Source organism: Streptomyces sp. cf386 (assembly GCF_900103585.1).
Taxonomy (GTDB): domain Bacteria; phylum Actinomycetota; class Actinomycetes; order Streptomycetales; family Streptomycetaceae; genus Streptomyces.
This window is the reverse complement of the sequence record NZ_FNHV01000027.1, coordinates 43,375-67,044: the sequence shown is the minus strand read 5'-3', so window position 1 is coordinate 67,044 and position 23,670 is coordinate 43,375. Positions and strand designations below refer to the sequence as shown.

At 68.7% G+C, this 23,670-nt stretch carries 23 protein-coding genes and 4 pseudogenes; 8 read left to right on the top strand and 19 right to left on the bottom strand.

What is annotated here, in order from left to right:
• Positions 1–281: 281 nt before the first annotated feature.
• Positions 282–737: a DUF4259 domain-containing protein gene (locus BLU79_RS42040; RefSeq protein WP_093911319.1), complete on the bottom strand. Its 456-nt coding sequence runs from the start codon at positions 735–737 to the stop codon at positions 282–284.
• A 280-nt stretch (positions 738–1,017) separates the two neighbouring features.
• Here BLU79_RS42040 and BLU79_RS42035 point away from each other — a divergent pair.
• Positions 1,018–1,296, top strand: a pseudogene (locus tag BLU79_RS42035) (MFS transporter); the annotation flags it as partial.
• A gap of 58 nt (positions 1,297–1,354) precedes the next feature.
• Here BLU79_RS42035 and BLU79_RS42030 read toward each other — a convergent pair.
• Positions 1,355–1,825: a hypothetical protein gene (locus BLU79_RS42030; protein ID WP_093911318.1), complete on the bottom strand. Its 471-nt coding sequence runs from the start codon at positions 1,823–1,825 to the stop codon at positions 1,355–1,357.
• Between the two features lie 109 nt (positions 1,826–1,934).
• Between BLU79_RS42030 and BLU79_RS50160 the strand changes: the two are divergent.
• Positions 1,935–2,018, top strand: a pseudogene (locus BLU79_RS50160) (hypothetical protein); the annotation flags it as partial.
• A 254-nt stretch (positions 2,019–2,272) separates the two neighbouring features.
• Here BLU79_RS50160 and BLU79_RS42025 read toward each other — a convergent pair.
• A complete protein-coding gene (locus tag BLU79_RS42025) occupies positions 2,273–3,016 on the bottom strand; it encodes a helix-turn-helix domain-containing protein (protein ID WP_177001388.1) in 744 nt (247 codons plus the stop codon).
• A 154-nt stretch (positions 3,017–3,170) separates the two neighbouring features.
• Between BLU79_RS42025 and BLU79_RS42020 the strand changes: the two genes are divergently transcribed.
• Positions 3,171–4,334, top strand: a complete 1,164-nt coding sequence (locus BLU79_RS42020; protein ID WP_256333668.1) for a hypothetical protein — start codon at positions 3,171–3,173, stop codon at positions 4,332–4,334.
• A 19-nt stretch (positions 4,335–4,353) separates the two neighbouring features.
• Here the strand turns inward: BLU79_RS42020 and BLU79_RS42015 are convergent.
• Together BLU79_RS42015 and BLU79_RS42010 are read right to left on the bottom strand one after the other, a co-directional pair.
• A pseudogene (locus tag BLU79_RS42015) lies at positions 4,354–4,557 on the bottom strand (IS5/IS1182 family transposase); the annotation flags it as partial.
• 58 nt (positions 4,558–4,615) lie between these two features.
• Positions 4,616–5,353, bottom strand: coding sequence for a VOC family protein (locus BLU79_RS42010; protein WP_093911315.1), 738 nt, complete (start codon positions 5,351–5,353; stop codon positions 4,616–4,618).
• A 398-nt stretch (positions 5,354–5,751) separates the two neighbouring features.
• Here BLU79_RS42010 and BLU79_RS42005 point away from each other — a divergent pair, with 398 nt between their 5' ends.
• On the top strand, positions 5,752–6,207 hold the full coding sequence (locus BLU79_RS42005; protein ID WP_256333667.1) for an ester cyclase: 456 nt from the start codon (positions 5,752–5,754) through the stop codon (positions 6,205–6,207).
• A gap of 915 nt (positions 6,208–7,122) precedes the next feature.
• Positions 7,123–7,905 carry an NB-ARC domain-containing protein gene (locus tag BLU79_RS48495; RefSeq protein ID WP_177001387.1) on the top strand — a complete coding sequence of 261 codons (783 nt, stop codon included), beginning with the start codon at positions 7,123–7,125 and terminating at the stop codon, positions 7,903–7,905.
• Positions 7,906–7,926: 21 nt separating this feature from the next.
• Here the strand turns inward: BLU79_RS48495 and BLU79_RS48490 are convergent, their stop codons facing one another.
• A complete protein-coding gene (locus tag BLU79_RS48490) occupies positions 7,927–8,223 on the bottom strand; it encodes a hypothetical protein (protein WP_177001386.1) in 297 nt (98 codons plus the stop codon).
• A 217-nt stretch (positions 8,224–8,440) separates the two neighbouring features.
• Between BLU79_RS48490 and BLU79_RS41995 the strand changes: the two genes are divergently transcribed.
• Complete coding sequence (locus tag BLU79_RS41995) at positions 8,441–8,671, top strand: luciferase family protein (protein WP_093911314.1); 231 nt, start codon at positions 8,441–8,443, stop codon at positions 8,669–8,671.
• A gap of 169 nt (positions 8,672–8,840) precedes the next feature.
• On the opposite strand, the gene BLU79_RS41990 is transcribed toward BLU79_RS41995, so the two are convergent.
• From BLU79_RS41990 to BLU79_RS41975, 4 genes are all read right to left on the bottom strand, one after another.
• Positions 8,841–9,362, bottom strand: a complete 522-nt coding sequence (locus BLU79_RS41990; protein WP_143052566.1) for a hypothetical protein — start codon at positions 9,360–9,362, stop codon at positions 8,841–8,843.
• A 37-nt stretch (positions 9,363–9,399) separates the two neighbouring features.
• A complete protein-coding gene (locus BLU79_RS41985; protein ID WP_093911312.1) occupies positions 9,400–9,972 on the bottom strand; it encodes a YceI family protein in 573 nt (190 codons plus the stop codon).
• 42 nt (positions 9,973–10,014) lie between these two features.
• Positions 10,015–10,497, bottom strand: a complete 483-nt coding sequence (locus tag BLU79_RS41980; RefSeq protein WP_093911311.1) for a MauE/DoxX family redox-associated membrane protein — start codon at positions 10,495–10,497, stop codon at positions 10,015–10,017.
• Positions 10,498–11,016: 519 nt separating this feature from the next.
• Positions 11,017–11,907 carry a hypothetical protein gene (locus tag BLU79_RS41975; RefSeq protein WP_093911310.1) on the bottom strand — a complete coding sequence of 297 codons (891 nt, stop codon included), beginning with the start codon at positions 11,905–11,907 and terminating at the stop codon, positions 11,017–11,019.
• Between the two features lie 461 nt (positions 11,908–12,368).
• On the opposite strand from BLU79_RS41975, the pseudogene BLU79_RS50155 reads away from it, so the two are divergent.
• Positions 12,369–12,602 (top strand): annotated as a pseudogene (locus BLU79_RS50155) (transcriptional regulator); the annotation flags it as partial.
• Here BLU79_RS50155 and BLU79_RS49505 read toward each other — a convergent pair.
• The 9 genes from BLU79_RS49505 to BLU79_RS41930 form a co-directional block, all read right to left on the bottom strand.
• Complete coding sequence (locus tag BLU79_RS49505) at positions 12,589–13,617, bottom strand: ferric reductase-like transmembrane domain-containing protein (RefSeq protein WP_093911309.1); 1,029 nt, start codon at positions 13,615–13,617, stop codon at positions 12,589–12,591. The pseudogene BLU79_RS50155 and the gene BLU79_RS49505 overlap by 14 nt on opposite strands.
• A 376-nt stretch (positions 13,618–13,993) precedes the next feature.
• Entirely contained in the window at positions 13,994–15,103 is a 1,110-nt protein-coding gene (locus tag BLU79_RS41965) for an XdhC family protein (RefSeq protein WP_093911308.1), read from the bottom strand.
• 22 nt (positions 15,104–15,125) lie between these two features.
• Positions 15,126–17,330, bottom strand: coding sequence for a xanthine dehydrogenase family protein molybdopterin-binding subunit (locus tag BLU79_RS41960; protein WP_093911307.1), 2,205 nt, complete (start codon positions 17,328–17,330; stop codon positions 15,126–15,128).
• Positions 17,327–18,307 (bottom strand): FAD binding domain-containing protein, encoded by a 981-nt coding sequence (locus BLU79_RS41955; RefSeq protein WP_093911342.1) that lies wholly within the window; start codon positions 18,305–18,307, stop codon positions 17,327–17,329. The genes BLU79_RS41960 and BLU79_RS41955 overlap by 4 nt, the downstream gene beginning before the upstream one ends.
• A 6-nt stretch (positions 18,308–18,313) precedes the next feature.
• Positions 18,314–18,955 (bottom strand): (2Fe-2S)-binding protein, encoded by a 642-nt coding sequence (locus tag BLU79_RS41950; protein WP_093911306.1) that lies wholly within the window; start codon positions 18,953–18,955, stop codon positions 18,314–18,316.
• A gap of 236 nt (positions 18,956–19,191) precedes the next feature.
• Positions 19,192–19,812 carry a flavodoxin gene (locus tag BLU79_RS41945; protein WP_093911305.1) on the bottom strand — a complete coding sequence of 207 codons (621 nt, stop codon included), beginning with the start codon at positions 19,810–19,812 and terminating at the stop codon, positions 19,192–19,194.
• A gap of 98 nt (positions 19,813–19,910) precedes the next feature.
• Positions 19,911–20,897: an aldo/keto reductase gene (locus tag BLU79_RS41940; protein ID WP_093911304.1), complete on the bottom strand. Its 987-nt coding sequence runs from the start codon at positions 20,895–20,897 to the stop codon at positions 19,911–19,913.
• Between the two features lie 38 nt (positions 20,898–20,935).
• A complete protein-coding gene (locus BLU79_RS41935) occupies positions 20,936–21,787 on the bottom strand; it encodes an aldo/keto reductase (protein WP_093911303.1) in 852 nt (283 codons plus the stop codon).
• Between the two features lie 43 nt (positions 21,788–21,830).
• Positions 21,831–23,279 (bottom strand): MFS transporter, encoded by a 1,449-nt coding sequence (locus BLU79_RS41930; protein ID WP_256333665.1) that lies wholly within the window; start codon positions 23,277–23,279, stop codon positions 21,831–21,833.
• A gap of 167 nt (positions 23,280–23,446) precedes the next feature.
• Between BLU79_RS41930 and BLU79_RS41925 the strand changes: the two genes are divergently transcribed.
• Positions 23,447–23,670 (top strand): helix-turn-helix domain-containing protein (locus BLU79_RS41925; protein WP_143052567.1); only part of this gene is annotated, 224 nt, incomplete at its 3' end.

The following is a 23,670-nucleotide window of genomic DNA, read 5'->3' as shown; positions in this document are numbered from 1 at the left end:
GACGCCGTACAGGGACCTGAACGGCTGCTGGTCGAAGTCACCGCCTCCGGCCACGAGCCCGAGACTGCCTCCACCTTCTTCAAAGAGGCGGGCGCCGTGTGCTCGAAGACGGTCACCGCCGCCCGAACACCCGCCGACCTGGACGGACAAGGCAGACGCCACGCCTATGACCTGGTCCGATTCCATCCCCGCCATCTGCGTACGCGGACTGCACCGATGCCGTCCCCTACTCCTTCCGGGTTCGGGACCCGGCCGCCCTCCAGCACCGACACGACATATCCCTACGGGCTATAGCCGGTCTCGAGATGGTTCACAGGGTGCTGTACCTCTCGCAGAATGGAGGTGATCCTGTCGATCCACTCCGCCTCTGCCTTGTCCTGAGGCTCCTTCCAGCCGCCCCAGTACCAGCCGTCCGCCGGCAGTGCCGCTTGGAGCCCTTCGACGGCGCTCGCGGCGAGCGCGGGGCTGATGGGCTTGGCCAACCAGCCGGTGATCGATGGATAGTCCTCGTTCCAGTCGACGCGAGCGCCGGCTGGAGTGTTGGCCGCGACCACCGCCGCGGCGACGATCACCTCTTCCGGCAGCACCGATGCGGAGGGAGAGCGCGCCCCGCGCACCGCCGAACGGAAGACGGAACCAACCGTCTCCTCACGATCCCGCTGGGACATTTCGTCGAGCTCTTCGAGGGTGTCCTCGGCGGTGTCGTTGTCAAAAGGCCCTGAGCCCCAGGTTCCCATGCCACGTCCTCTCAGCGATTCGGCAAACTACGGCAGATACCCGCCGATCGGCACTCGGACTGTCCGGCAGGTCCTCAACGGAGCGGGTTGGCGCAGGGCTCGTTGAGCAACTCCTCATCCCACAGGTCTGCAGCCGGAACAGCTGCGTCACCCGCTGGACCACGCGTCCTCCGCAGCGTCCACCATCCGGTCGGCCTCGTAGCGCGGCGACGTGTTGGCGTTCGGCGGCGTTGGGACGATGCGCGCATGGCAACCGAGGGTGGAACACGTGAAGAATCGCTCGTCGTTCCTGACCTCCGTCGAGCAGAACCCGGCGATCCCGGCCGAGGTCAAGAACCAGGCGACCACCGAACTCCAGCGCGATGTGTCCTTCTTGTCCGACGCTCAGCTCACGGACGCCCTCGGCAAAGCGGGCACCAGTCCGGAAGTGACCCAGGCCGCGCTGGACGCGAACGCCGAAGCCCGCCTCGACGGACTGCGTGCGGCACTCGCCGTCCTCGCCGCGGCTGCGATCCTCGCGCTGTTCTTCACCCCGCGTATCCCGACGACCCAACCCCAGGGCGACCGGCAGGTAGACGCAGGCTGCGCTCCGACAGGATGCGCCACGCGACCCGCCGTCAGTGTCCCAGCAGCGCCTTGGCGGCCACGATGATCAACCCGAGCACGAGGTTGACGGCGGCCTCGGCGACCAGTTGGCGGCGGGTCGCGCCGCCCCGGGCTGCGCTGAGGCAAGCCCACGTGACCTGCTGTGCCACGGCCACGCCGAGAGCGAGCCATACGCCGCCGCCCGAGTCCAGCCCCAGGAGCGGGCTGACCGCCACGGTCGCAGCAGGCAGGGCGGCGGCCTCGACGATCGACCACTCGTGCCCGGCAACCAGACGGATCTCGCGTCTGCTCCACGGCTGGCCGACCAGCCGTTCGCCCGCGATGTGCGCGTAGACGTGCGCGGCCCAGAACACCAGGCCCGTGACGATCAGCAACATCACGAGCTGGAATCGCGAGTAGTGCCCCACGGCCCCGGCGGTGGCCAGTACGGACGCGGCAAGCAAGGAACCGTAGACGGCGCCCGCGCAGTCGGTCTTGGACACGCCAACACGTGGGGTGGTGCGAAGCCTCACCCTCACCCTCCCACCGTAGAGGCGGGGCACCGGCCCTGCATGTCGACTTGAGCGTGGCCCCGGCGGCCGTCACGGGCCGCTGCGCAGCCGACTGATCATCTACAGCACCGCCGGCCACCCACCGCTGGCGCTGCTCCATCCAGACGGCGGCTGCGAGCTGCTGGCCCGGGCCACCGGCCCACCGCTGGGTGTGCGACCAGCTCATGTCCCCGCCTCCAGGCCGGCTGCCCTACACCCGAGGGGACACTCCGGGCACGGAGCCGCAGGCGGGGTCTCTTGGTGTCCGCGGATGGTCAGTTGCAGCAGCCGCAGCCGGGACGGCAGCCGCAGGACCTGTGGGGGTGCCGCGGCGGGTGATCTTCAGGCTCCGGGCCCTCTCGGTGCCTGGTCGATCGTCAGGGCGAGTGGGGCCGCGTACTACTCCGTGTGGCTCGTCAGCGTGTATTCGTCGCTCCTGTCACCCACCATGTCACGCCAGTGCTTTTCGGCGGAGCGGATGAGGTCGTCGCCGAGGCGTTCGAGGAATCGGCCTGCCAGGGCGAGCCGGGATCCGGCAGCGGTCTCGGCTCCGAAGAGCTCGGCGCCGCGCAGCGCGGTGGCGGCGAACCGCTGGTTGGCGGCGACGCTGGCCGCGACGGTCCGCAGGCCCGCCTTGTCGTCGAGGAAGTACCGGTGGCGGCGGCTACGGTCATCGTGGCCGCGGCGGATCAGATCCTGCCCTTCCAGCAGGCGGACCGCGTGCGAGATGGTCGCCGCACTGACTTGCAGGAGCTGCGCCATCTCGATGGCGGTGCGACTGCCGGTCTCGGAGGCGAACAGGCAGGCCATCACGCGGGCGGCGGTGCGCGGGAGGCCGGTTTCGACAAGTGCTGTGGTGAGGTCGGTGACGAACGCGGCCGTCGCCTCGGGGTCGGGGCCGAGATGCTCGTTGGCCTGCTGCACCGGAGCGGGTGGCCGCGGCCGGCGCTGGGCTCGGTGGGTGGTCGCGAGCTGTGCCAGTTCCGCCCGGTACCGGCCTGGTCCGCCGTTGCGCGCGACCTCGCGGCTCACCGTCGAGGCGGGACGGTTCAGGAGTCTGGCGATGTCGGTGTAGCTCAGGCGCTGCGCCAACCCCGCGGCGATCTGTTGCCGGTCGGCTCGGGTCAGCCTACGTCCTGGCATCGGGATCGGTTCCTCTGATTCGGTCGTCTCGGCACACAGTGTGTGCACTGGTCGCCGATCATTGCAACACCCGCTCCTTCGCCGTGCATTGACCATCACCGTCATTGCAATCGCCAGTTGTGTCGCTGACCAGTGCAAAGAGCACGGTCCCGAGGTGACCGTCGTTGACTGGCAATTCGACTCGTACCTAACGTTCGGCTCCGATCGCCGAACACGGGTGTCAGGTGGTCTCCCGGACCGATTCTCATCGACGCCCGGCGAGACGCAGCAACAGATGTCGATCGATGGTCAGGAGCATCCCATGCGTGCCAAAGGCATCACCTACGACACCGGCTTCACTCCGGGCGGAAAGAGTTCGCGGCCCGTCTTCGACGCCGACGCGGTGCGACGCGAGATCCGCGTCATCGCAGACGACCTGCACTGCGATGCCGTGCGGATCACCGGCGGCGACCCCGGGCGACTGGCCCTCGCGGCCCGCCACGCCGCCGATGCCGGGCTTGAGGTCTGGTTCTCCCCATTCCCTTGCGAACTGTCCGCCGAAGAGTTGCTGCCCTACTTCACCACCTGCGCCGACCGCGCCCAGGAGGTGGGAGCGGACGTCTTCGTCGCCGGCTGCGAACTGAGCCTGTTCGCCGCCGACATACTCCCCGGAGACGACAGCCTCGCCAGAATCGAAGCCCTGGCCGGCGGTGCCCCCGAGGCATTGGCCGGACTCGCCGAGATTCCTGCCCGGCTGAACTCCTTGCTGGCCAACATCGTGGAGACGGTGCGCCCACGGTTCCGCGGAAAGATCACCTACGCTTCCGGAACGTGGGAGCAGGTCGATTGGGCGCCTTTCGACATCGTCAGTGCGGACGCCTACGGCGATGCCAGTGACGCCTTCCGTCAGGGCCTGCGCGAGTATTTCCGGCACGGCAAGCCGCTCGCGGCGACCGAATTCGGCTGCTGCACCTATCGGGGCGCAGCCGAGCGCGGCGGCATGGGCTGGGTAGATGTCGTCGATCACGACGCCGATCCGCCCCGCATCAACGGCGATTACGTCCGCGACGAGGAAGAGCAGGCCCACTACCTGCGCGAGATGCTCGCCGTCTTCGACGAGGAAGGCGTGGACACCGCCTTCTGGTTCACCTTCGTCGGCTACGAGTACCCGCACCACGCCGACCCGCGTTTCGACCTCGACATGGCCTCCTACGGGGTATGCAAGCTGATGCCCGACGGCAGCCTCGCACCGAAACGCTCATTCCACGCCATGGCTGAGGCATACCGATCAGCAACGTCGGCGTCGACCGTCCAGGGTGAGCACGGCCATAGCCAGTGACGACAAGCGATTCGGGCTGGCCCGTCAGGGCGAGGTCGTGCAAGCGCGCGATGCCGAGTATCGCGTGGTGCACACCGTCGCCCTATAGGCGGCAGTCGCGCAGGATCTTTCAGCCCTTCATACGCGCGATGGCATGTTCAACGCGTGCGCGAACTCGCTTGTGGGAGCCGCTGTGTTCCCGCTTCCAGTCCGGGAGTTCAGCCTCACCTTTCGCGCGACGGTGCGCACTGCCGCACTGCCGCACTGCCGCACCGCCGCGAGGGAGCGGACGGAGCTCCGCGTCAGCCCCGGCCGAGGACGCAGAACTCGTTGCCCTCCGGGTCGGCCAGGACGACCCAGGAGACGTCGCCCTGACCCACATCGGACCGTATCGCGCCGAGACCTTCGAGCCGGGCGACCTCCTTCGCCTGATCCTCGACAGGGTCGGACATCACGTCGAAATGGACGCGGCTCCATACGACCTTGTCATCCAGCGTGCGGCGAAACTCCAGGTACGGCCCGACGCCCTTGACGGAGCGCAGCAGGGCGCGGTCGTCGGTCAGCTCATGGACGGTCCAGTCGATCGCCTCGCCCCAGAACCGGACCATGGCCCGTGGGTCGGCGCAGTCGACGACCACGGCGGCTATGGGCCCGGTGTCCCGGTAGAGCTCTCGGGGCTCCAGGACGCTGAACACGTTGCCTTCCGGATCGGCCAACAACGTCCACGGCACGTCGCCCTGGCCCACGTCGACGGGCGTCGCCCCGAGGTCTTTCACACGTGCGACCAACTCCGTCCGATGGGTGTCGGAGGTGGTGGCGAGCTCGATGTGCACGCGGTACTTCACCGTCTCCGGGTCCGGGACGCGGACGAGATCGACGCAGACGGCGGACGGGTCCGGCCAGTCGAAGCCCACGGGTTCCAGGTTGGTGACTCCAGGGCCTTCGCTCGAAACGCCCCAGCCGAGCACCTCCGCCCAGAACTGGCCGAGCGCCGAGTCGTCCCGAGCCTTGAAGTTCACCTGAACAAGCTGCAGCGTCATGCTGCATACCCTAAGCGTTGTCCTATGATGCCTGGTCACGGCTGAGATGATCTTGGCGTGGCTGGTGTGATCACGGCGTCGGAGCCGTCCTGGACAGCCCGTTCACCGGGCTGAGTCCGCGCTGCCCGGCAATGGCAACTGCTCTGCCTTGGACGACTGCTGGGACTCGTCCACGACGTACCGACCCGACGGGGTGTCCGCGTGGTGGCCGAATCACAGGACCAATGGCCACTTGGTGGCCGATCGGCCACGAATAGCGGACCAGACGGGCGGTCCAGCTTGATCAGCCCGTGTTGACCTTGACGCGGCGACAGGGTTTCTACTGGGAGCCATGACGGATCGCGGCCAGCATCGTGCTCGTCGTGGGGATCCGGGCTTGTGGGAGAGGACGCCGAGAGATGGGCACCGAAATGGGCACCGAGACGGTCAATGCCACGGAGGAGAACGTGGCTCTGCTGCGTGCGGCCTACGCATCGGTCGAGCGCGGTGATCTCGACGCGAGCGTCGAGTTGCTGACGGAGAACTTCATCGCCAACGTCCCCGGGGCACCTGAACCGCTGCACGGCCGTGAGATCTGGCGATTCGGGACCCAGACCATCCTGGACGCCTTCCCCGACATCAAGATCACCATCGAGGAGATCTTCGGCGTCGACGACAAGGTCGTGGTGCGGGTCCACTTCCGCGGCACGCACCGCGGGGAATTCCAGGGCATGCCAGCCACGAACCGTGAGGTCAGCTACCGAAGCATCGAGATCTACCGCATCGAGGGCGACAAGATCGCCGAGGAGTGGGTCGCGCCGGACATGATCAGCCTCATGCAGCAGATCGCGCCCGTGCCGGCCGCCGACCAGTAGCCAGGTCGATGGCGTAGCCAGGAGCGCCCGCTCGCCATTGCGGTGGCTTGTCGTGTGACAGCGGCCAGCGGGATGTCCCTACGCGTGTCAGACAGCGTGGTCGCGCAAGGTAGCCGCACAGGATGGGGCGACGCCTACCGCCGTGTGAGCCCGGCCAACTCACCTGGCAGGAGGAGGCCGTTCACCACAGAGGCGCTACTCCACCTCTGTTCGGCTGCTTGCAGAGCGCCGACACCCACCGCGGGTACCGAGCCCTCCGAGCTGCGCTTCAGGCACCCGACGCGGTCGGGGCGATCTGTGTACCGCAGCGCCTTGTGGCGCATGACCCTTGGCAGCGGGGTGCCAACGAAAGTGCATCGATCAAGATCCGTTGGTGCGCGATCAAGGTTCATGGCACAGAACATCCGATTCTGAGTTCAGGCCCCGGGACGGGGAAGTCGACGTGGTGGCGTGTTGGGCATCCGCGCGGGCGGTGCTGGATAGGCGTACTCGGGGCTCATCGCTTGACCACTGGTGGTCTCCGGCAGTCCGTAACGGTGGGCCTGGGCGGGCGTGGCCATCGTGCGGCGGCGACGGGCGGATTCATGGCCGGTCGCTGCACGGCACCAAACGGTGCGTCCGGCGGCACGCGGTGCAGTCGAACAGTTGCCGGGACGGTTCCTTGGGTTGGGGCGTAGGTGGTAGGAACGTGCGCGGTATGAGCAGGATCGCGGCAGGGCGGGGCGGGCCGGGGGGCTTTCGCCGCTGAGGGGGGTGTGGCGCCATCACTGGACGTCTCGGTTTCGGGGAAGCCTTACGCGGTCATCGGCGTGCGGCGCGTCTGACGTTGGAGCAGTTGGCCGAGGCGTCGGGGTCAGTGCCCGGGCTCTGTCGGACATGGAGCGTGGTCACAGCAGGGGACCTCAGCATCGGACCGTGACCGCTTTGGCGGACGCGCTCGCGCTGGAGGGCGATCCTCGCAGGCAGCTGGTCGAGTTGGCGCGCGAGGGCCGGCTTCGGGACCACTGGACGCGTCGTCCGACCGGTCTGTGTGAACTGCCGCGGTCGGTGGACGACTTCACCGGCCGTGCCGCGGAACTGGTCTGGGTGAGCGAGCTGGTGTACGCCGAGAGGTCGCCGGATGTCGGTGTGGTGGGGCTCGTCACCGGGTCCGCGGGCCTGGGGAAGACCACGTTCGCTGTGCGTGCCCCTCATTCAGTACGGGCGAGTTGCCCCGGCGGGGTGTTCTTCCTCGATCTGCTGGGCATGTCCCAGCGGCCTCTGGCCGCCGATGACGCTGTGCAGTTGCTGCTGCGTGCGCTCGGTGTCGCGGAGCAGCAGATCCCGGGCGAAACCCAGGAGCGGGCTTCCTTGTATCGGTCGCTGCTGGGGGACAGGCGCGTCCTGGTCGTCCTCGACAACGCCGCGTCGGAGGAACAGGTGCGCCCTCTGCTGCCGGGAGGGGGCGCGGGCAGGGCGCTGATCACCACCCGCCGGTTGTTGTCGGGTCTGGGGGGTGTCCGCAGGCTCGTCCTTGGGCCCCTGCCGTTGCCGGACTCCACGCAGCTGCTGACTCGGCGGGGAGGTGCAGGCCCGCGATCCGCAGCGGCCCGGTGTGTGTGGGCAACGGCTGCAACAGCACACTCTGCGCTGCCTCGGCCACCGACCGCACCCGGAGCAGCTGCCGCTCCCGCCGGTCCCGCACGACGCAGACGGTGACACAGATGATGGAGACGATGATCAGGGCGGCGATCGGGCCTGGATGTTCGCGGTGGACAGGACCCCTCTGAGCACACCGACCAGCGCCTGGGCAGCCACCGCGAGGGCTCCCATCAGCGCCGTCACGCGGGCGCCGGCGAACGCTACTGTGATCGCGGGTGCCGCCACCAGCAGCGGACCGAGGTGGATGTGCGGTGGAGCCAGCACATCCACCACGCAGACCGTGACGATCAGCCCCAGGGGGATCACGGCCAGCGCGGGTGCATGACCCGGCTGCTGCCAGGAACGCCGGAGCTCCGGCCACGGTCGAAGGGCCATGCTCCAAGCCTTCCACCTATCCCTGCATCCGGGGATGTGCGCCGCTCCAGGGTCCGTGGCCGCGCGAGCGGAAGTGGCTCGTCGTACGGCTTACTGCGTTGGCAGGGACAGGCCATCTCCCGCGTCCGGGGTAGTAGCCAGACAGCCCGGGACTGCAGTCGGGTTACGGCTCTCTCGAGCCTTGGTGGACTGCTGGTGAGCGCACCATGATGACGTCATGGTCACGGCTCGGTGTGCCCTGACTCAATTCGCGAGCCGGCGGGACCTCGCGGAGACCCGGCCCAGCTGCGGCACCGGCCGTGCCTTGCGCTCGGCCGGAGCCGAGAACGCGCACTTCCACTCCGGCCGACAGGTCGACATGCACCTCACCGCGAGGATGATCCACCACTTCGACGGCGGCCTGAGACACTCGCCCTCGATCCAGCTCGTGCCGGGTTCGCACTGGTGACCCTACGCCTGGAATGCGACACGGACATCGATCTGCTCATGACCTTGGTCGGCGTGGCCCTCCGGGCCCAGCAGGGGAGGGTCGGATTCCGTAGGTGCGCGCGCAGGCACTGATCACGACACGGAAACTGTCATCCCGCATGGTGTCGACGGTCCACATACGCTGGCCATCACGTCCTTGTCGCCGGGACCCTGGCGAGTGGCGACCTTGGTGCCGTCGCGCAGGGTCTCGGCGTCGGCGCCGTACAGCTCGTCGGCGGCGTCGGACATGTCGTGCCGGATGTCGACCCGAACTGTGCTGTCGATCTGGGCCACGTTGTCTTGCCGTCGTGGGCGTGGAGGTACGGATGGTCCTGGCCCTGGTCCAACACCTGGAGGTTGTTGGGGAGGAGCGGGACGAGGGTGCCCAGGAGGGCGGCCACGGTCGGCCCCTCGGCCTGGCTCGGCGTGGGCGTCTCCGTCCACCATTTCTCCTGGTCCTCGACATTGGGGGCGACCACCTGCTGCCACACCTCGGCCGTGACCACCTTCGTCAGCTGGGCACTGGACAGCGGGGCCCGGCTGATCGGAGCGCCATCCCGGGCGGCGGAGTTCCACTCGGTGACGGAGACGTACTGCCCGCTCGGGGTGAGTAGGGCGGCCGACCACACCTTGGTGTCCACGCGCCGGTCGTCGGTATTTGGCGCAGCCATCACGCAACCTAGAGAGGCCAAAGACGGTAAGCCGTGCTCAGGCGGCCGTTTCGCCGGCCTCAAGGACGGCCTCGATGTCGACCACGACATCGACCATGGCGCTGACGACGACTCCGCCCCGGTCGACCACGTCGTTCCAGCTCACGCCGAAGTCATGGCGATTGATGCGTGTGGTGGCCGTGAAGCCGGCACGTCTCCGGGGGCCCCGGTCTCGGTTGCCCTCCCACCAGGGGGTATCCCACTGTCCCAAGCAGGTGACGTCGAAGGGTACGGGATGCGTGATGCCCCGTACGGTGAGATCTCCGGTGACCTCGAATTCGGTTGCGCTGAGCTGATGAACGCGTGACCCGACGAAGGTCCACGTCGGGTGGTGTTCGACGTCGAAGAAGTCGGCACTGCGCAGGTGGGCGTCACGCTGGGGCTGACCGGTGTACACCCCGGTCGCGTCGACGGTCGCCTCGACTCGGGCCTTCTCCGGCTCGTCGGGATCGACCTCCAGCCAGCCGTGCACGTTCTTGAACTGTCCGCGCACGTAGGTGACCATCATGTGCCTGGCGCGGAACTCCGCGCCGGTATGGCCGGGCTCGAAGAACCATCTAGTCGTGGCCATGTCGGCTCCCCTGACGCCGTCGCCCCTGGGGTGGTGAGTTGATCAGCGTCGCAGCATGCGGCACCAAGGGCCGAGGGCGGCGCTCGCGGGCCCCCGGTGTCCGGTCATGCCCTCGGCGATGAGGGAGATACCGACGCCCAGCATCCAGACATCCTTGGCCAGCACGATTCCCTGCTCGGTGGGGCGCAGACTGCCTTCCTGACGCATGCCCGGCGTACGCAGGTAGAGCCCGAGAGTGCCGCAGGAGAACGCGGTGAGCGCAGCCCCGGCGACAGCGGCAGGGATGACCGGCAGGAGCAGCGCGGCGGCAACGGCGATCTCCCCGGTGGACAGCAGCCGGACGAACTTCTGGGCACCGAACTTGCCCAGGAAGGGGTAAGTGGCGGCAGCGAACTGATGGAGTCGCTCAGCGGTGGCGTCGTCCGCGTCGCGTTTCGACAGTCCGGAGTTGAGGAAGAACGCACCGACAGTGAGCCTGAGTGGAAGTTGCCGCGCTGTGCAACGCCATACCGAACCGGATGCCATACCAGGCCTCCCAACCGTCGCCCCGTCACCACCTTGCCACCCGTCCGAACCATGTCAAACGGGGAGTAGTTGCGGCCGGCAGCTACTTCTTGATCGCGGGCGTCTTGTGGGGTGACGTAGTTGTCGGGGATCAGATGCAGTTCGTATGTCTCGCCATCGCGTCGGGGCAGAGCATTGTTGCCGTGCTCGCCGATGCAGAGGAATCGGACACGGGCGCTAAGCGGTCGGCTCCGGAAGTCCTTCGGGGGTCCCGGTGGCTCGGGGGCTCGACTACCCGGCCCTCCTCACCGGCGCCGGCCTGGTCTGCTCCCGCTGCTGCGCTCGGATGCGCAATCACTCCGCTATCGACCCACGAACACCGCACGACCAGTGTTCGGGAGTGCGAGTTGGAGCCATAGCGAGCCGGGCGGGGTCTTGAAGTCGACGCCGGGCGTGATCAAACATGACCGTGCGCGACGCTGATCATGCGGCGACACTGGGACGCCGGAACCGCCCGTAACTATGGTCTCTGGCTCAATGTCAGGGACCTGCGACTGGATTCCTACGCGGCGCGGGCAGGCCCCTGCGCACGGCGCGGACCAGCAGCGATGGCTGCGGCCGCCAGGGCTCTGTGTCTTGCGCGGGCCAGTTGTACACCGGGATCCCGCCCTGCAGCAGTCCTGCCAGTCGTGGTTCGGCGAGCGTCCTCGCCGACCAGCCGTACAGCAGGTCGAGGCGCGGGGCGATGACGCCGTGGTCGAGCAGACGGCCGAAGCCGTGCTCGCGCGCGACGTAGGTTTCCACGTCGTCGCCCAGCGGATACCGGTCCGGCAGGATCCGGGAGATCGAGAGGAAGACGCCTGTCATGCCCAGCCTGGGGTCGCCCAGGAACGGGGCGGCCGGCCTCAGCCAGCCCAGGGCCAGGCGTGGAGCGGAGACCAGGGCATGGGCGTACAGCACGCGCAGCAACACGACGTTCATGAAGAACCGCTCCGTGCGACTCTCCGCCTCCGCCAGCTCGCGGTGCTCCAGGTAGGCGGAGACCACGCTGAGGTTGTGCGCGCGGTACCACGTGCGCGGGCTCGGCGCGCGGATGAATTCGACCGCGGCGGCGACGCTCTGCGTGGTCGGCTCCCCGGGCATGCCGACGCAAAGCCCCAGCGCCTCCCAGCCGTCGCTGAGCGCACGCTGGTTGACGGCACGCCACCACGCGCTGCCCGGTGTTGCGGCATCGAGCGGCCTGAGCAGTCCGCGATGGACCTGCCAATCCATGAAGGCGCTGGCCGCGCGACGGTAGGGCAGCCGCAGCCGCTCCCGCCCGTGCGGTCCTTCGTAGAGGCGGCGCAGCACCTCGCGACGCGCATTGGGCGAGTCGAGCGCCGGGCCCACCTGTGCGCGGGCGAACTGGGCGGCAGAAACCTGCGACGGCATGCGCTCATTCTCCGCGCACCGCATGGCCAGAACCCAGCGGCTCGCCGTCGCCCACGGCGGGCTGAGCGGTACCGGGGCTGGGCAGTCCACCACCACCCCCTGCACTTGCCGGGCTCCGCTGGGTGGGCCGGCCTCCAGGCATCACGGTCGGCGTGGGCGATTGGCCATGGAAGCCGCGAAGATCCAAAGCCATTGAGTGGCCAAGTGGAGATGTGCACGGCCAACTATCGGTGCGCTGACCTCTCGCATGGGAGGTTGAGCGTTCTCACCGAACATTGAGCGAGGAACCTGCCGCTGGCCTGGTCCGCTACCGACTCTTCGGCAGCGACCTGCTCGGGCTTGAGACCAGCTCGGCTGGGCCCTGCTCGCCCCGATGCTCGACGACCCGGACAGCCAGAAGAACAGCGCCCGGCTCATCTTCCTCAGTCCGGCGGCGCACTTTCTACCTGGACTGGGAGCACGTGGCGGACGCCGCTGCCGCTTCTGTGCGTATTGCGGCCGGGCGGAACCCGCGTGACAAGGGCCTGACCGATCTCATCGGCGAGCTCGTGACCCGCGGTGACGCGTTCAACCGCCGCTGGTCGACCCACAACGTCCGGCTGCACCGCAGCGGGACCAAGCACATCCACCATCCCGATGTCGGCGACCTCGAATTCGTCTACGAGGTGTGGAGCTGCCCGATCACCCCGGATGGACGATGTTTCGCCTACCCGAGTGCCGCGGGATCCGCGACCGAGGAACGAGTGAAACTCCTCGGCAGCCTCGCCTCCACCCCCTCCGAAGCGTCAGCATCATCACCCGAGAACTGACACAGCACGACCCATGACGTCGTCGGCGGAGTTCCCCTCCGATCCGCGCCGACAGCGGTGACGAAGGTGCGCTCCAGCGCACCCGTCTCACGCTGAGATCAAGCGCGCCGACCCGGCCCAGCCCTGCGCGTCCGCCTCTCACGGCAGCGAGCGCCTGAACCACACCCATCAATCCCTGGAAGCTGAGGAAGAAGAAGTCGCCCGGCTGTAGCCTCGTCGCCTTGCGGTCAAGGTCCATCGAAATCCTGCGGGTTGAACTGCCGCGCGCGTCATTGGCGGTGACGGTCCCCGTCAGATACGTGTCGGGAGCGATCCATTTCTTCCAGACATAGATGCTGAGCGTGACCACTGTGTAGAGATCGAAGAGCATCATGAACGCGAAGTACTGGTTCACCCGCACGAGCAGATGGGCGTGCAGCCAGATCATTGCGACGATCACCAGATTGAGCCGGTGAATCCATACGGAGAGCTGACGTCGGAAGAAGATTTCGAGGAGCCGCTTGGTCTTCTGCAGCAGTTTCGACCTGTCGACCAGCCACCCGCTCATGAAGAACGCGGAGTAGCACAGGATCGACAGCGCCCCGTAGAAGGCGAAATTGCCCAGGTCGCCGGCCAGTTGGCTGGGCGAGTAGGAGAGGTCGCGGTGTATGCATGCCGCGACGATCGCCAAGATGCCGAGCATCCCATGGAGGCCGTAGACGGCCGGCAGCCCCACAAGGCGGTCCAGCCAGGGCGGTCGCACGCTCACCAGGACGGACAGCAGCCACCAGGAATAGGCGGCGAGACCGAGGAAGATGTAGTACTTCAGCGGTCCGGGCGCGGTGCCCTGGACGTTGTAGGTGGAAATCAAGGGGAGCGGAAACATGACCGCGAAGCACCAGAACAGCAGCTTGCGTAGCATCACCAGGACTCCACCTCGGTTACCGGGCGGCCCGCGTCTCGCACATTCTGCAGATTTACGTAGACGAGTGCCGCCATACTCAGGACGGCAGCAGCGATCAAGAGGAACGCCTTGTATTTCGGCCTCACGCACAAGCCCTTCTCGGAATGCGTTGTGTGGATTGCCTCGTTACACGTCGTCGTGCGAGGTCGATAACCGTTCTCCCGGGCGCGGCATTGCCATCGAAGGGCACGTTGCGGGCACGGAATCAGGGAGGAATCCATCTCATCGTCGCCTCGTCGCGAAGGAAATGGTGTCCGTGAGGGGGCCCTGTCATTCCCCCGCTGACCGCTCCGCGCGACGTTCGACGGGTCTACCGGTGCGGCCGAATTGCTGCCTATGCCCGGTGGATCGGGCCTGCGCCCCCGCTCAAGGGCGCACCCGAGCCGTGATGCGTATGGGCGATGATCTCCGCCGCGATGGAAAGGGCCGTCTCCTCGGGAGTATGGGCGCCGAGGTCGAGACCGATCGGGGAATGCAGGCTGGCGAGTTGCTCCTCTGGTACGCCGGCCTCGCGCAGTAATTCAAGGCGGTGAGCGTGAGTGCGGCGCGAGCCCATCGCGCCCACGTATCCCACGGGCAGACTCAGCGCCAGGCGCAACAGAGGGATGTCGAACTTGGCGTCGTGGGTGAGGACGCAGACCGCGGTGCGGGAGTCCACTTCGGTGGCGGCGAGGTAGCGGTGCGGCCAGTCGGCCACGACGTCGTCGGCGTGCGGGAAGCGGGCGGAGGTCGTGAAGACCGGGCGGGCGTCGCACACCGTGATCCGATAGCCGAGAAACCGACCGATCTTGCTGAGCGCACCGGCGAAGTCGACGGCGCCGAAGATCAGCATCCGGGGCCGGGACGCGTTGGTGTGGACGAGGACGGACAGCCTCTCCGGGCACGTGGCCGCGTCTCCGCCGACCTCGACCAGACCAGTACGCCCCGCGCGCAACAGGGCGCCGGCCTGGGCCGCAACCGCAGCTCCCCAGTCCTCTCCACTCACTGCTCCGTCCTGCGTGCTGCCGTCGCCGGTGACACTCAGGGTGCGGCCCAGGAGTTCTTCGGGTCCGTCGATGATCTGGGCCACGGCGACGGGCTGGCCGGACGTCACTTCGTCGAGGGCCGCGAAGAGGTGGGGCTGGTCGGCAGGGTTGATCCGTTGCACCAGGACGTCCAGTTCGCCACCACAGGTCAGGCCTACGGCGAAGGCGTCGTCGTCGGAGTAGCCGAACCGGGCCCGGGCCGAGGGCTCGTCGCCCTTGAGTACCTCTTGGCACAGCTCGTAGACAGCCCCCTCCACACATCCTCCGGACACGCTGCCGACCACGTTGCCGTCGCCGTCCACCGCCAGCGCGGTGCCGACGGGCAGCGGCGCGCTGCCGCTGACCTGGACGACGGTGGCGAGGGCGAAGGGACGGGCCGCGCGGCACCACTCGTGCAGCGTGTCCGCGATGTTCAGCATGGGCGGGCTCTCCAAGGACGGTTCAGAGCAGGGACTCGGCGGTGATGGGCAGCTCGCGCACCCGTCGGCCCGTCGCGTGGAAGACGGCGTTGGCGATCGCGGGGGCCACCCCCACCAGGACGACCTCGCCGAGGCCCTTGACGCCGAGGGGGTCGGCCTCGTCGTCCCGGCCGTCGACGTAGATCGCTTTGAGGTCGGGTACGTCGGCGTTGACCGGGACCAGATAGTCGGCCAGGTTGGCGTTGACGATCCGGCCGTCGCGGTGGTCGGTGATCGTGTGTTCCAGCAGGGCCGCGCCGATACCGCCGACCATGGCGCCGATGGCCTGACTGTCGGCCAGCTTCGGGCTGACGATCCGCCCCGCGTCGAAGACACCGAGCATCCGCCGCACCCGGACCAGCCCCAGACGGGCATCCACGGCGACCTCGGCGAACACGGCGCCGTAGGCGTACATGGACGACCGTGACTGGCCTGGGCTCCAGGAGCCCATCGCCTCCAGATACTCGCGCTTGTTGCGGGTGAGGAGTTGCCGGTACGTCTCCCCACGCGCGGGGTTGTCCTTCACGTGCAGCCGGCCGCCGCGCACCACCACGTCACCGGCGTCGACGCCGTAGAGCGGTGAACGCGAGTCCCCGACGGCGAGTTCGATCGCCTGATGGCGCAGCTTGTCACAGCCGTCCTGGACGGTGGAGCCGACGCTGGCCATGGTCAGCGAGCCGCCGTGGAGCGGGGCGGTGGGCATGTTCGTGTCGCCGAGTCGGAAGGTGACGTTGCGGACCGCGAGGCCGAGGGCGTCGGCGGCGACCTGGGTCATGGAGGTGTAGGTGCCGGGCCCCATGTCGCTGGTCGAGGACTCGATCAGGGCGGTGCCGTCGGCGTCCAGCCGCACCGAGGCCTGGCCCGGGGCGCGCAGGGTGTCGTAGAGGGCGGTGGCCATGCCGGTACCGATCAGCCAGTCGCCGTCCCGGGTCGAGCGGGGCTTGGGGTTGCGGCGGCTCCAGCCGAACTCGCGGGCGCCGACGGTGTAGCAGTCGCGCAGTCGCCGGGTGGAGAACGGCCGTCCGCTGGACTGGTCGTTGTCGGGTTCGTTGCGCAGCCGCAGCTCGATCGGGTCGATGTCGAGCTCGTGTGCGAGTTCGTCCATCGCGCTTTCGATGGGGAAGGCGGCGGTGGAGTAGCCCGGGCCGCGCATCGGGGTCGGGGTGTTGACATCCAGGGGCACCGTCCGGTGCGTCTGGCTGACGTTGGGGGTTGTGTAGAGCATCTGCCCCGGCACGATGACGCCGCGCTCGGCGAACGTCTCGTAGCTGGACGTCTCCGCGCGCAGGTCGTGGGTCATGGCCGTCAGCCGCCCACGCCGGTCGCTGCCCAGGCGCACCTTGTATTCGTACGACGGCCGGTAGCCGACCCCGAAGTAGAGCTGCCTGCGAGTCAGGACGAGCTTGACCGGGCGGCCCGTTTCGCGGGCGACGAGGGCCGCGATGGTGATGTGCGGCCAGGCCCGCGCGGCGTTGCCGAACGCGCCGCCGACGAAGGGTGAGATGACGCGGATGTTCTGAGCCGGGATGCCGAAGTTGGCGGCGAGTTCGTCCCGCGGGCTCTGCACCCACTGGGTCTTGTCCCACAGCGTGAGCTTGTCGCCGTTCCACTGGGCGACGGTGGCGTGGAGTTCCATCGCGTTGTGGTGGTTTCGGGCGGGGTGGTACGTCATCTCCAGCCGGACGGGGGCGTCGCGCAGGGCCGCCTCGGCGTCGCCGCGCGCGTAGGTGCGGGGCTCGCCCGCCGCCGGGGCCTCGGCCAGGTCGGTGGCGGGCTGTTCCGCGTCGTAGTCGATCTTCACCAGGCTCGCCGCGTGCTGGGCGGCCTCCAGGGTGGTGGCCACGACGACGGCGACCGGCTGGCCGTGGAAGCGGACGTGGTCGTCCTGGAAGACGCGCAGCCGCTCACCCGGCAGGTTCAGCGACCCGGGGTTGGGCCCGTAGGGCAGCTTGGGGGCGTTGAAGTGGTGGATCACCTTCAGGACGCCGGGCTGAGCTTCGGCGGCGCGGGTGTCGATGCCGGTGATACGGCCCCGGCCGATGCTGCTGTCGACCACGACCGCGTGCACGACCCCCTGGGACCCCGACGGCTCGTGGTCGGCGGCGTACTTGGCCTGACCGGTCACTTTCAGGCGCCCGTCCACCCGGGAGAGCGGTGCGCCGACGGCTGCCTGCGGCTGAGGGCTCATTTGCTGTCTCCTACGATGCGCAGCTGGCGTTCGACGGTTCGCTTGAGCAACTCGACCTTGAAGCGGTTGTGTTCCAACGGCTGGGCCCCGTCCGCGGCCGGCGACGCGGCTTGGGCCCAGAGGCGTTCCGAAGGGCGCTCACCGATGAGGGCTCGTTCGACGGCCGGCAGCTTCCACGGCACGGTGCCCACGCCGCCGGCCGCCACCAGGGCCTCACGGATCACGCCGCCACGGATGTGCAGGGCGACGGCCGCCGAGGTCAGGGCGAATTCGTAGGACTGCCGGTCTCGCACCTTCAGGTAGCCGGACTTGAGCGGGCGCGGATACGCGGGGATCTCCACAGAGGTGATCAACTCGCCTCGTGTCAGGGCTTGTTCGCGCTGAGGTGTGCCGCCGGGCCGCAGCAGGAAGTCGGCGAAGGGGACGGTGCGCTCACCGCCCGGGCCGAGCAGATGCACCCGCGCCTCCAGTGCCGCAAAGGCGACGGCCACGTCGGATGGGTGGGTGGCCACGCAGTCCTCGGAGGTGCCCAGGATCGCGTGGCTGCGGTTGACGCCCTCCCGCGCGGCGCAACCTGAGCCGGGCTCGCGCTTGTTGCAGTCGGCGGTCACATCGCGGAAGTACGTGCACCGGGTGCGCTGCATGATGTTGCCGCCGATGGTGGCCATGTTCCGCAGCTGGGCGGACGCGCTCAGCTCCAGCGCCTGCGAGACGACCGGATACAGGGTCCGCACCTTGCGGTGGGCGGCGGCCTCGCTCATGGTCACCAGCGCGCCGATGCGCAGACCGCCGCGCTCGGTGACGGTGACCTCGTCCAACGGCAGCCCGCTGATGTCGACGAGGGTTTCCGGGCGTTCGACGGTCTCGCGCATCAGGTCGACCAGGGTGGTGCCACCGGCGATGTAACGGCCGCCGCGGCGACCGGCCTCCAGAGCCGCACGCGTGCTGGGTGCCTTGGTGAAGGAGAAGGGATGCATGGCCACTCACTTCCGGCCCGTGGCTTGTTCGACCGCGCGCACGATCTTGACGTAGCAGCCGCAGCGGCAGATGTTGCCGCTCATCCACTCCCGGATCTCCTCCGGGGAACCGGTGTGCCCCTCCTGGATGCAGCCCACGCCGGAGACGATCTGGCCGGGGGTGCAGTAGCCGCACTGGAAGGCGTCCTGGTCGATGAACGCCTGTTGCAGGGGATGCAGTTGATCACCCTTGGTCAAACCCTCGATGGTGGTTACCTCGGCACCTTCCAGCCGGACCGCCAGCGTCAGACAGGAGTTGACCCGCCGACCATCGACCAGAACCGTGCACGCCCCGCAGGCCCCCGCGTTGCAGCCCTTCTTGGAACCGGTCAGACCGAGATGCTCGCGCAGCAGATCCAGCAGCGAGGTGCGGTTGTCGACCGTGACGGTGTGCCGCTCGCCGTTGACGGTCAACGAGACGCGGCTGCCTGGTGCCGCCTCGGCGGCGGTGGCCTCCTCGGCGCCCATCAGCGAGGGACCCGCGATCAGACCGCCCGCCGCTATGACACCGCCCGCCGCGGAGGTCGTTGCGATGAAGGCACGGCGCGATGGTGTGGACGCGGCCCGGGTGGGGGGAGACGTGGCTGACTCGGGGGTTTCGGTAGACATGCTCACTCTCTCGACTCAGGGAAGGTAGGGGACTTGCTGATCGGCGTGAGCCCACGACGGAGTTTCACCGTTGCCCCGCACGGCATTTCGGCTTCCGCCCTCAGCCTGGTGGGGCCGACCGGACGTGTGGCAGGGCGAGTTTTGCCAGGTATTGACCAGCCAGGGTGTGACAGGGCCCCTCTCCCACCTGTCGCACATGGCACGGGACCGTCAGACTGTCCCGTTCGAGAAGCGGGTCAGTTCTGGAGGACGCCGATGCGCAGCAGCCACGACCGGACTTCGGCATCGGCATCCCGGACTTCCTCGCCGCGCACCGCGAGCCCATCACCGATGGTCGCGCCCGGGCAGGAGGCCGCGTAGTCACGTTCGGTGGTGCCCAGTCTGCTCATCGCATGCGTCGTGACCGGATGGACCGTCTTGCCGCGGAAGTCGTACCTGTCGGCGAAGGTCGACATGATCACGGGCGCCCGGACGTTCCAGATGGGGCTGGCCAGCAGCACCACGTCGTAACCGTCGATCGAGGCCAGGGGGTTGGCGATGGCAGGCCGGGCATCAGCGTCCTGTTCGCGGACGTTGCGGGTGACTGTCGCGTCGTAGTCGTCGGAGTACGGGTCGACGGCTTCGATGCGGTGCACGTCGCACTCGATGTGCCCGCCGATCATCCGGGCGAGGACTTCGGTGTTCCCGGTCTTGAGGTTCGTACGCCCGCCGTAGGAGTAGTTCTCGCCCGGCCGGGAGAAGTAGGCCAGCAGGACCCGGCTCCCGGGCGAGGCCGTGGCGGCGGGGCGCTCGTCGGCCCCAGGCGCAGCGTCGCTCGACCGCGAGGGGGAACAACCGGTGATCTGGACACCGGTCATGACGGTCGCTCCTCCCAGAAGTACGCCACGAAGGAGCGCGCGGCGCCCCGGCGTGGCAGGTTTGCCTTGCCTGGCACAGCGTTGCCCCGCGGGCGGGTTCAGCGGTTGATCCATCGCTGCATGTGCTCCGGGTAGCGGTCGCCACTGACGTCGATCCGTGCGGCCGCCTCGGTGATCTCCGCCAGGTCCTCCGGAGCGAGCTCGATGTCCACCGCGCCTGTGTTCTCCCGCAGGCGGTGGATCTTCGTGGTGCCGGGGATCGGCACGATCCAGGGGTGCTGGGCCAGCAGCCAGGCCAGCGCGATCTGGGCGTTGGTGGTGCCGTTGCGGGCGGCGACGGCCGACAACAGGTTGACGAGGGCCTGGTTGGCCGCGCGGGCCTCCTCGGTGAACCGCGGAAGGCTGCCTCGCAGGTCGGAGTCGCCGAAGGACGTGGTGCTGGAGATCGCGCCGGTCAGGAAACCCTTGCCCAGCGGGCTGAAGGGGACGAAGCCGATGCCGAGTTCGAGCAGCGTGGGCAGGATCCGCTCCTCGGGCTCGCGCCACCACAGGGAGTACTCGCTCTGCAGGGCCGTGACCGGCTGCACGGCGTGGGCGCGGCGGATGACGTCCACCCCGGCCTCGGACAGGCCGAAGTGCTTGACCTTGCCCGCCTCGATGAGTCCCTTCACCGCGCCGGCGACCTCCTCGATCGGCACGTCGGGGTCGACACGGTGCTGGTAGAGCAGGTCGACGCTGTCCACGCCCAGCCGGCGCAGGGAGTCCTCCACCGTCCCCCGGATGTGCTCGGGGCGGCTGTCCAGGCCGGTGGACCGGGAGCCGTCGTAGGAGAAGCCGAACTTGGTGGCGATGACGACGTCGTCGCGTACGGGTGCCAGGGCCTGCCCGACGAGTTCCTCGTTGGTGAACGGGCCGTAGACCTGGGCGGTGTCGAAGAAGGTGACGCCCTGGTCGACGGCGGCGCGGATGAGGGCGATGCCGTTCTTGTCGTCGACCGCCGGGCCGTAGCCGTGGCTGAGCCCCATGCAGCCCAGTCCGATCGCGGAGACCTTCGGGCCGTCGTTGCCGAGAGTGCGGGTGATCAAGGTTCTTCTCCTCGTGACGTGCGGACGTGTTCCGGGGCTCAGGCCTCCAGGCGCCGTGCGCTGAGCCAGGTGACCATGGCCGGGTCGTGGTGGTCGAAGAACAGCGTGCCGCCGGTCTCCAGGGTGGCGATGGCCGCCATCTGGTCGTCGGTGAGGTCGAAGTCGAAGACGTCCAGGTTCTCCGCCATGCGCTCGGGGCGCACCGACTTGGGGATCGCGACGACGCCGCGCTGGGTCAGCCAGCGGAGCACCACCTGCGCCACCGACTTGCCGTGCTTCGCACCGATCTCGCTCAGGACCGGATTGGTGAAGAGGCCGTTCTTGCCCTCGGCGAACCCGCCCCAGGACTGGATCTGGACCCCGTGCTCGCGCATCAGCTCCTGGTAGTCGGTGCGCTGGAAGAACGGGTGGGTCTCGATCTGGTTGACCGCGGGCGTGACCTCGTTGTTGATGATGAGGTCGAGGAGACGGTCGGGGTAGAAGTTGGCGACGCCGATCGCCTTGGCGCGGCCCTCGCGGTGGAGGGCCTCCATGGCCCGCCACTGGCCGTACACGTCGCCGTAGGGCTGGTGCATCAGGTATAGGTCGAGGTAGTCCAGGCCGAGCTTGTTCAGCGAGGTCTCGAAGGCGCGCTTGGTGTTCTCCTCGGCGGGCGCGTCCTGGACGTACAGCTTGGTGGTGACGAACAGGTCTTCGCGCGGGATGCCGCTGTTCTTGATCGCGCGGCCGACGGCTTCCTCGTTGCCGTACGCGGCGGCGGTGTCGAGCAGCCGGTAGCCGGCGGTCAGGGCGTCGGTGACGGCCTGCTCGGTCTCCTCCGCCGGGATCTGGAATACGCCGAAGCCGAGGATCGGCATCTCGACGCCGTTGTTGAGGGTGACGTTCTGCATGGGGATGTTCTTTCTGTGCGGGACGCGGTGGGCAGGTGACCGGTCAGCGTTCGAGCGGACGCGGGTCCGTATCGGCAGCAGGGGCCGGAATCTGATGAGGGACTTGGGTACGCAGCAGGACGGTGGCCACGACGCTCGCCGCCACGGTCGCCGCGGCGATCAGGAGACTGGTGTGCAGACCGGACACGAACCCGCTCCGGTCGGCGACCAGCGCGCCGAAGACCGCGACCGCCAGTGCGCCGCCGAGCTGGCGGGACGCGTTCAGCACACCACTGGCGACACCGGCGCGCTCGGCGGGCACCTTCTCCAGCAGCAGCGACACCAGCGCCGTCACGGCCATAGCGCCCCCGGCGCCGACGGGCACCATCAGCACCACCGTCAGCCATACCGGCGCGCCGGCGGGCAAGGCCACCATCGCCAGCAGGCCCGCGGCGATCAGGCACTGGCCGGTGATCACCGGCATCCGCGCACCGAACCGGAGGGCCAGGCGCGCGGCGACGGGTCCCATGAAGGAGGTGAGCACGGCCATCGGCAGGAAGGCCACGCCGGTGGCGAGCGCGCTCAGCCCGTGCACCTGCTGGAGGTACAGCCCCAGTAGGAAGATCATCCCGTAGAAGGCGACGTTCAGGGCGAACCCGATGGCGACCGAGAGCGACATCGTGCGGGAACGCAGCAGCGGCAGCGGTGTCATCGGGTGCGTCCCACGGGCCTGGGCGATCAGGTAGACGACGGCTGCCACGACCGCCACGGCGAACGCGACGAGAACCCGTGCGGTGCCGAACCCGTCGGCGCCGGCTTCGATGACCGCGTAGGTCAGCGCGCCCATGGCGGCGACGGCGGCCACCTGGCCGGTCCAGTCGAAGGGCACCTCCTGACGCGGGGAGCGAGGGGCGCGCTTGAGCAGCGCCAGGGCCAATGCACCGACCGGCAGGTTGACGAAGAAGATCATCCGCCAGTCGACGAGGGTGAGCAGTCCGCCGGCCACGGGCCCGGCCGCGGCGCCGACGGAGCCGCCCACGCCCCACAGGGCGATCGCCTTCGCCCGGGCCGCCGGGTCGGGGAAGGTCTCGCGCAGGAGGGCCAGGGAGGACGGAACGACGAGCGCGGCCCCGGCTCCCTGCACCAGCCGCGCCGCCACCAGAACGCCCAGGTTCGGCGCCATCGCGCAGACCGCGGACGCCGCCACGAACAGGCCGAGGCCGCAGGCGAACGCCTGACGGGCCCCGATACGGTCACTGACCGCGCCGGCGGACAGCAGGAACGCGGCGAAGGCGAGGGTGTAGCCGTCGACCACCCACTGCAGCCCGGTCATCCCGCTGCCGAAACCGCGTCCGATCGAGGGCAGGGCCACGTTCACGATCATCGCGTCGACCATGATCGTGAAGAAGCCGAGCAGTACGGCGGCCAGCGCCGGGCGCGCGCCGGAGGTGCTCTGCGGTGGCGGACCGGCCGCGCCGACTTGGAGCGATGCGGACGAGGCGGACGTGGACAAGGGATGATCTCCTGCACTGGGAAGGCCGGGTGCGCTGTCGGAAATCGAGCCTCGCGCTTTTCCGGCCCCGGTGGCAGGCCGGGATCTGCCAGGCACTGACGTTCAGGGGTGTCACAGGGCCCCCCACGCACCTGCCACGCAGGTCAGCGCGGTGTGACACTGGCGCTATGGCAACCGAGCAGAGCAGCGCCGACATGGAACTGGGCCGGTTCCTGCGAGCGCGTCGCACCCAGACGAGCCCCGACCTGGTAGGCCTCACCGTGGGCCCCGGTCTGCGCCGGACCCCCGGACTGCGTCGCGAGGAGCTGGCCACGCTGGCGGGTATCAGCATCGACTACTACGTCCGTCTGGAACGCGGCAAGGAGACCCGGCCCAGTCCCTCAGTGCTCGA

Excerpts from the sequence above, each read along its gene's own strand:
- BLU79_RS42040 (WP_093911319.1), bottom strand. The coding sequence starts at position 737 with ATGGGAACCTGGGGCTCAGGGCCTTTTGACAACGACACCGCCGAGGAC.
- BLU79_RS42025 (WP_177001388.1), bottom strand. The coding sequence starts at position 3,016 with ATGCCAGGACGTAGGCTGACCCGAGCCGACCGGCAACAGATCGCCGCG.
- BLU79_RS42010 (WP_093911315.1), bottom strand. The coding sequence starts at position 5,353 with ATGACGCTGCAGCTTGTTCAGGTGAACTTCAAGGCTCGGGACGACTCG.
- BLU79_RS42005 (WP_256333667.1), top strand. The coding sequence starts at position 5,752 with ATGGGCACCGAAATGGGCACCGAGACGGTCAATGCCACGGAGGAGAAC.
- BLU79_RS48490 (WP_177001386.1), bottom strand. The coding sequence starts at position 8,223 with ATGGCCCTTCGACCGTGGCCGGAGCTCCGGCGTTCCTGGCAGCAGCCG.
- BLU79_RS41995 (WP_093911314.1), top strand. The coding sequence starts at position 8,441 with ATGGTCACGGCTCGGTGTGCCCTGACTCAATTCGCGAGCCGGCGGGAC.
- BLU79_RS41990 (WP_143052566.1), bottom strand. The coding sequence starts at position 9,362 with ATGGCTGCGCCAAATACCGACGACCGGCGCGTGGACACCAAGGTGTGG.
- BLU79_RS41985 (WP_093911312.1), bottom strand. The coding sequence starts at position 9,972 with ATGGCCACGACTAGATGGTTCTTCGAGCCCGGCCATACCGGCGCGGAG.
- BLU79_RS41980 (WP_093911311.1), bottom strand. The coding sequence starts at position 10,497 with ATGGCATCCGGTTCGGTATGGCGTTGCACAGCGCGGCAACTTCCACTC.
- BLU79_RS41975 (WP_093911310.1), bottom strand. The coding sequence starts at position 11,907 with ATGCCGTCGCAGGTTTCTGCCGCCCAGTTCGCCCGCGCACAGGTGGGC.
- BLU79_RS49505 (WP_093911309.1), bottom strand. The coding sequence starts at position 13,617 with ATGCTACGCAAGCTGCTGTTCTGGTGCTTCGCGGTCATGTTTCCGCTC.
- BLU79_RS41965 (WP_093911308.1), bottom strand. The coding sequence starts at position 15,103 with ATGCTGAACATCGCGGACACGCTGCACGAGTGGTGCCGCGCGGCCCGT.
- BLU79_RS41960 (WP_093911307.1), bottom strand. The coding sequence starts at position 17,330 with ATGAGCCCTCAGCCGCAGGCAGCCGTCGGCGCACCGCTCTCCCGGGTG.
- BLU79_RS41955 (WP_093911342.1), bottom strand. The coding sequence starts at position 18,307 with ATGCATCCCTTCTCCTTCACCAAGGCACCCAGCACGCGTGCGGCTCTG.
- BLU79_RS41950 (WP_093911306.1), bottom strand. The coding sequence starts at position 18,955 with ATGTCTACCGAAACCCCCGAGTCAGCCACGTCTCCCCCCACCCGGGCC.
- BLU79_RS41945 (WP_093911305.1), bottom strand. The coding sequence starts at position 19,812 with ATGACCGGTGTCCAGATCACCGGTTGTTCCCCCTCGCGGTCGAGCGAC.
- BLU79_RS41935 (WP_093911303.1), bottom strand. The coding sequence starts at position 21,787 with ATGCAGAACGTCACCCTCAACAACGGCGTCGAGATGCCGATCCTCGGC.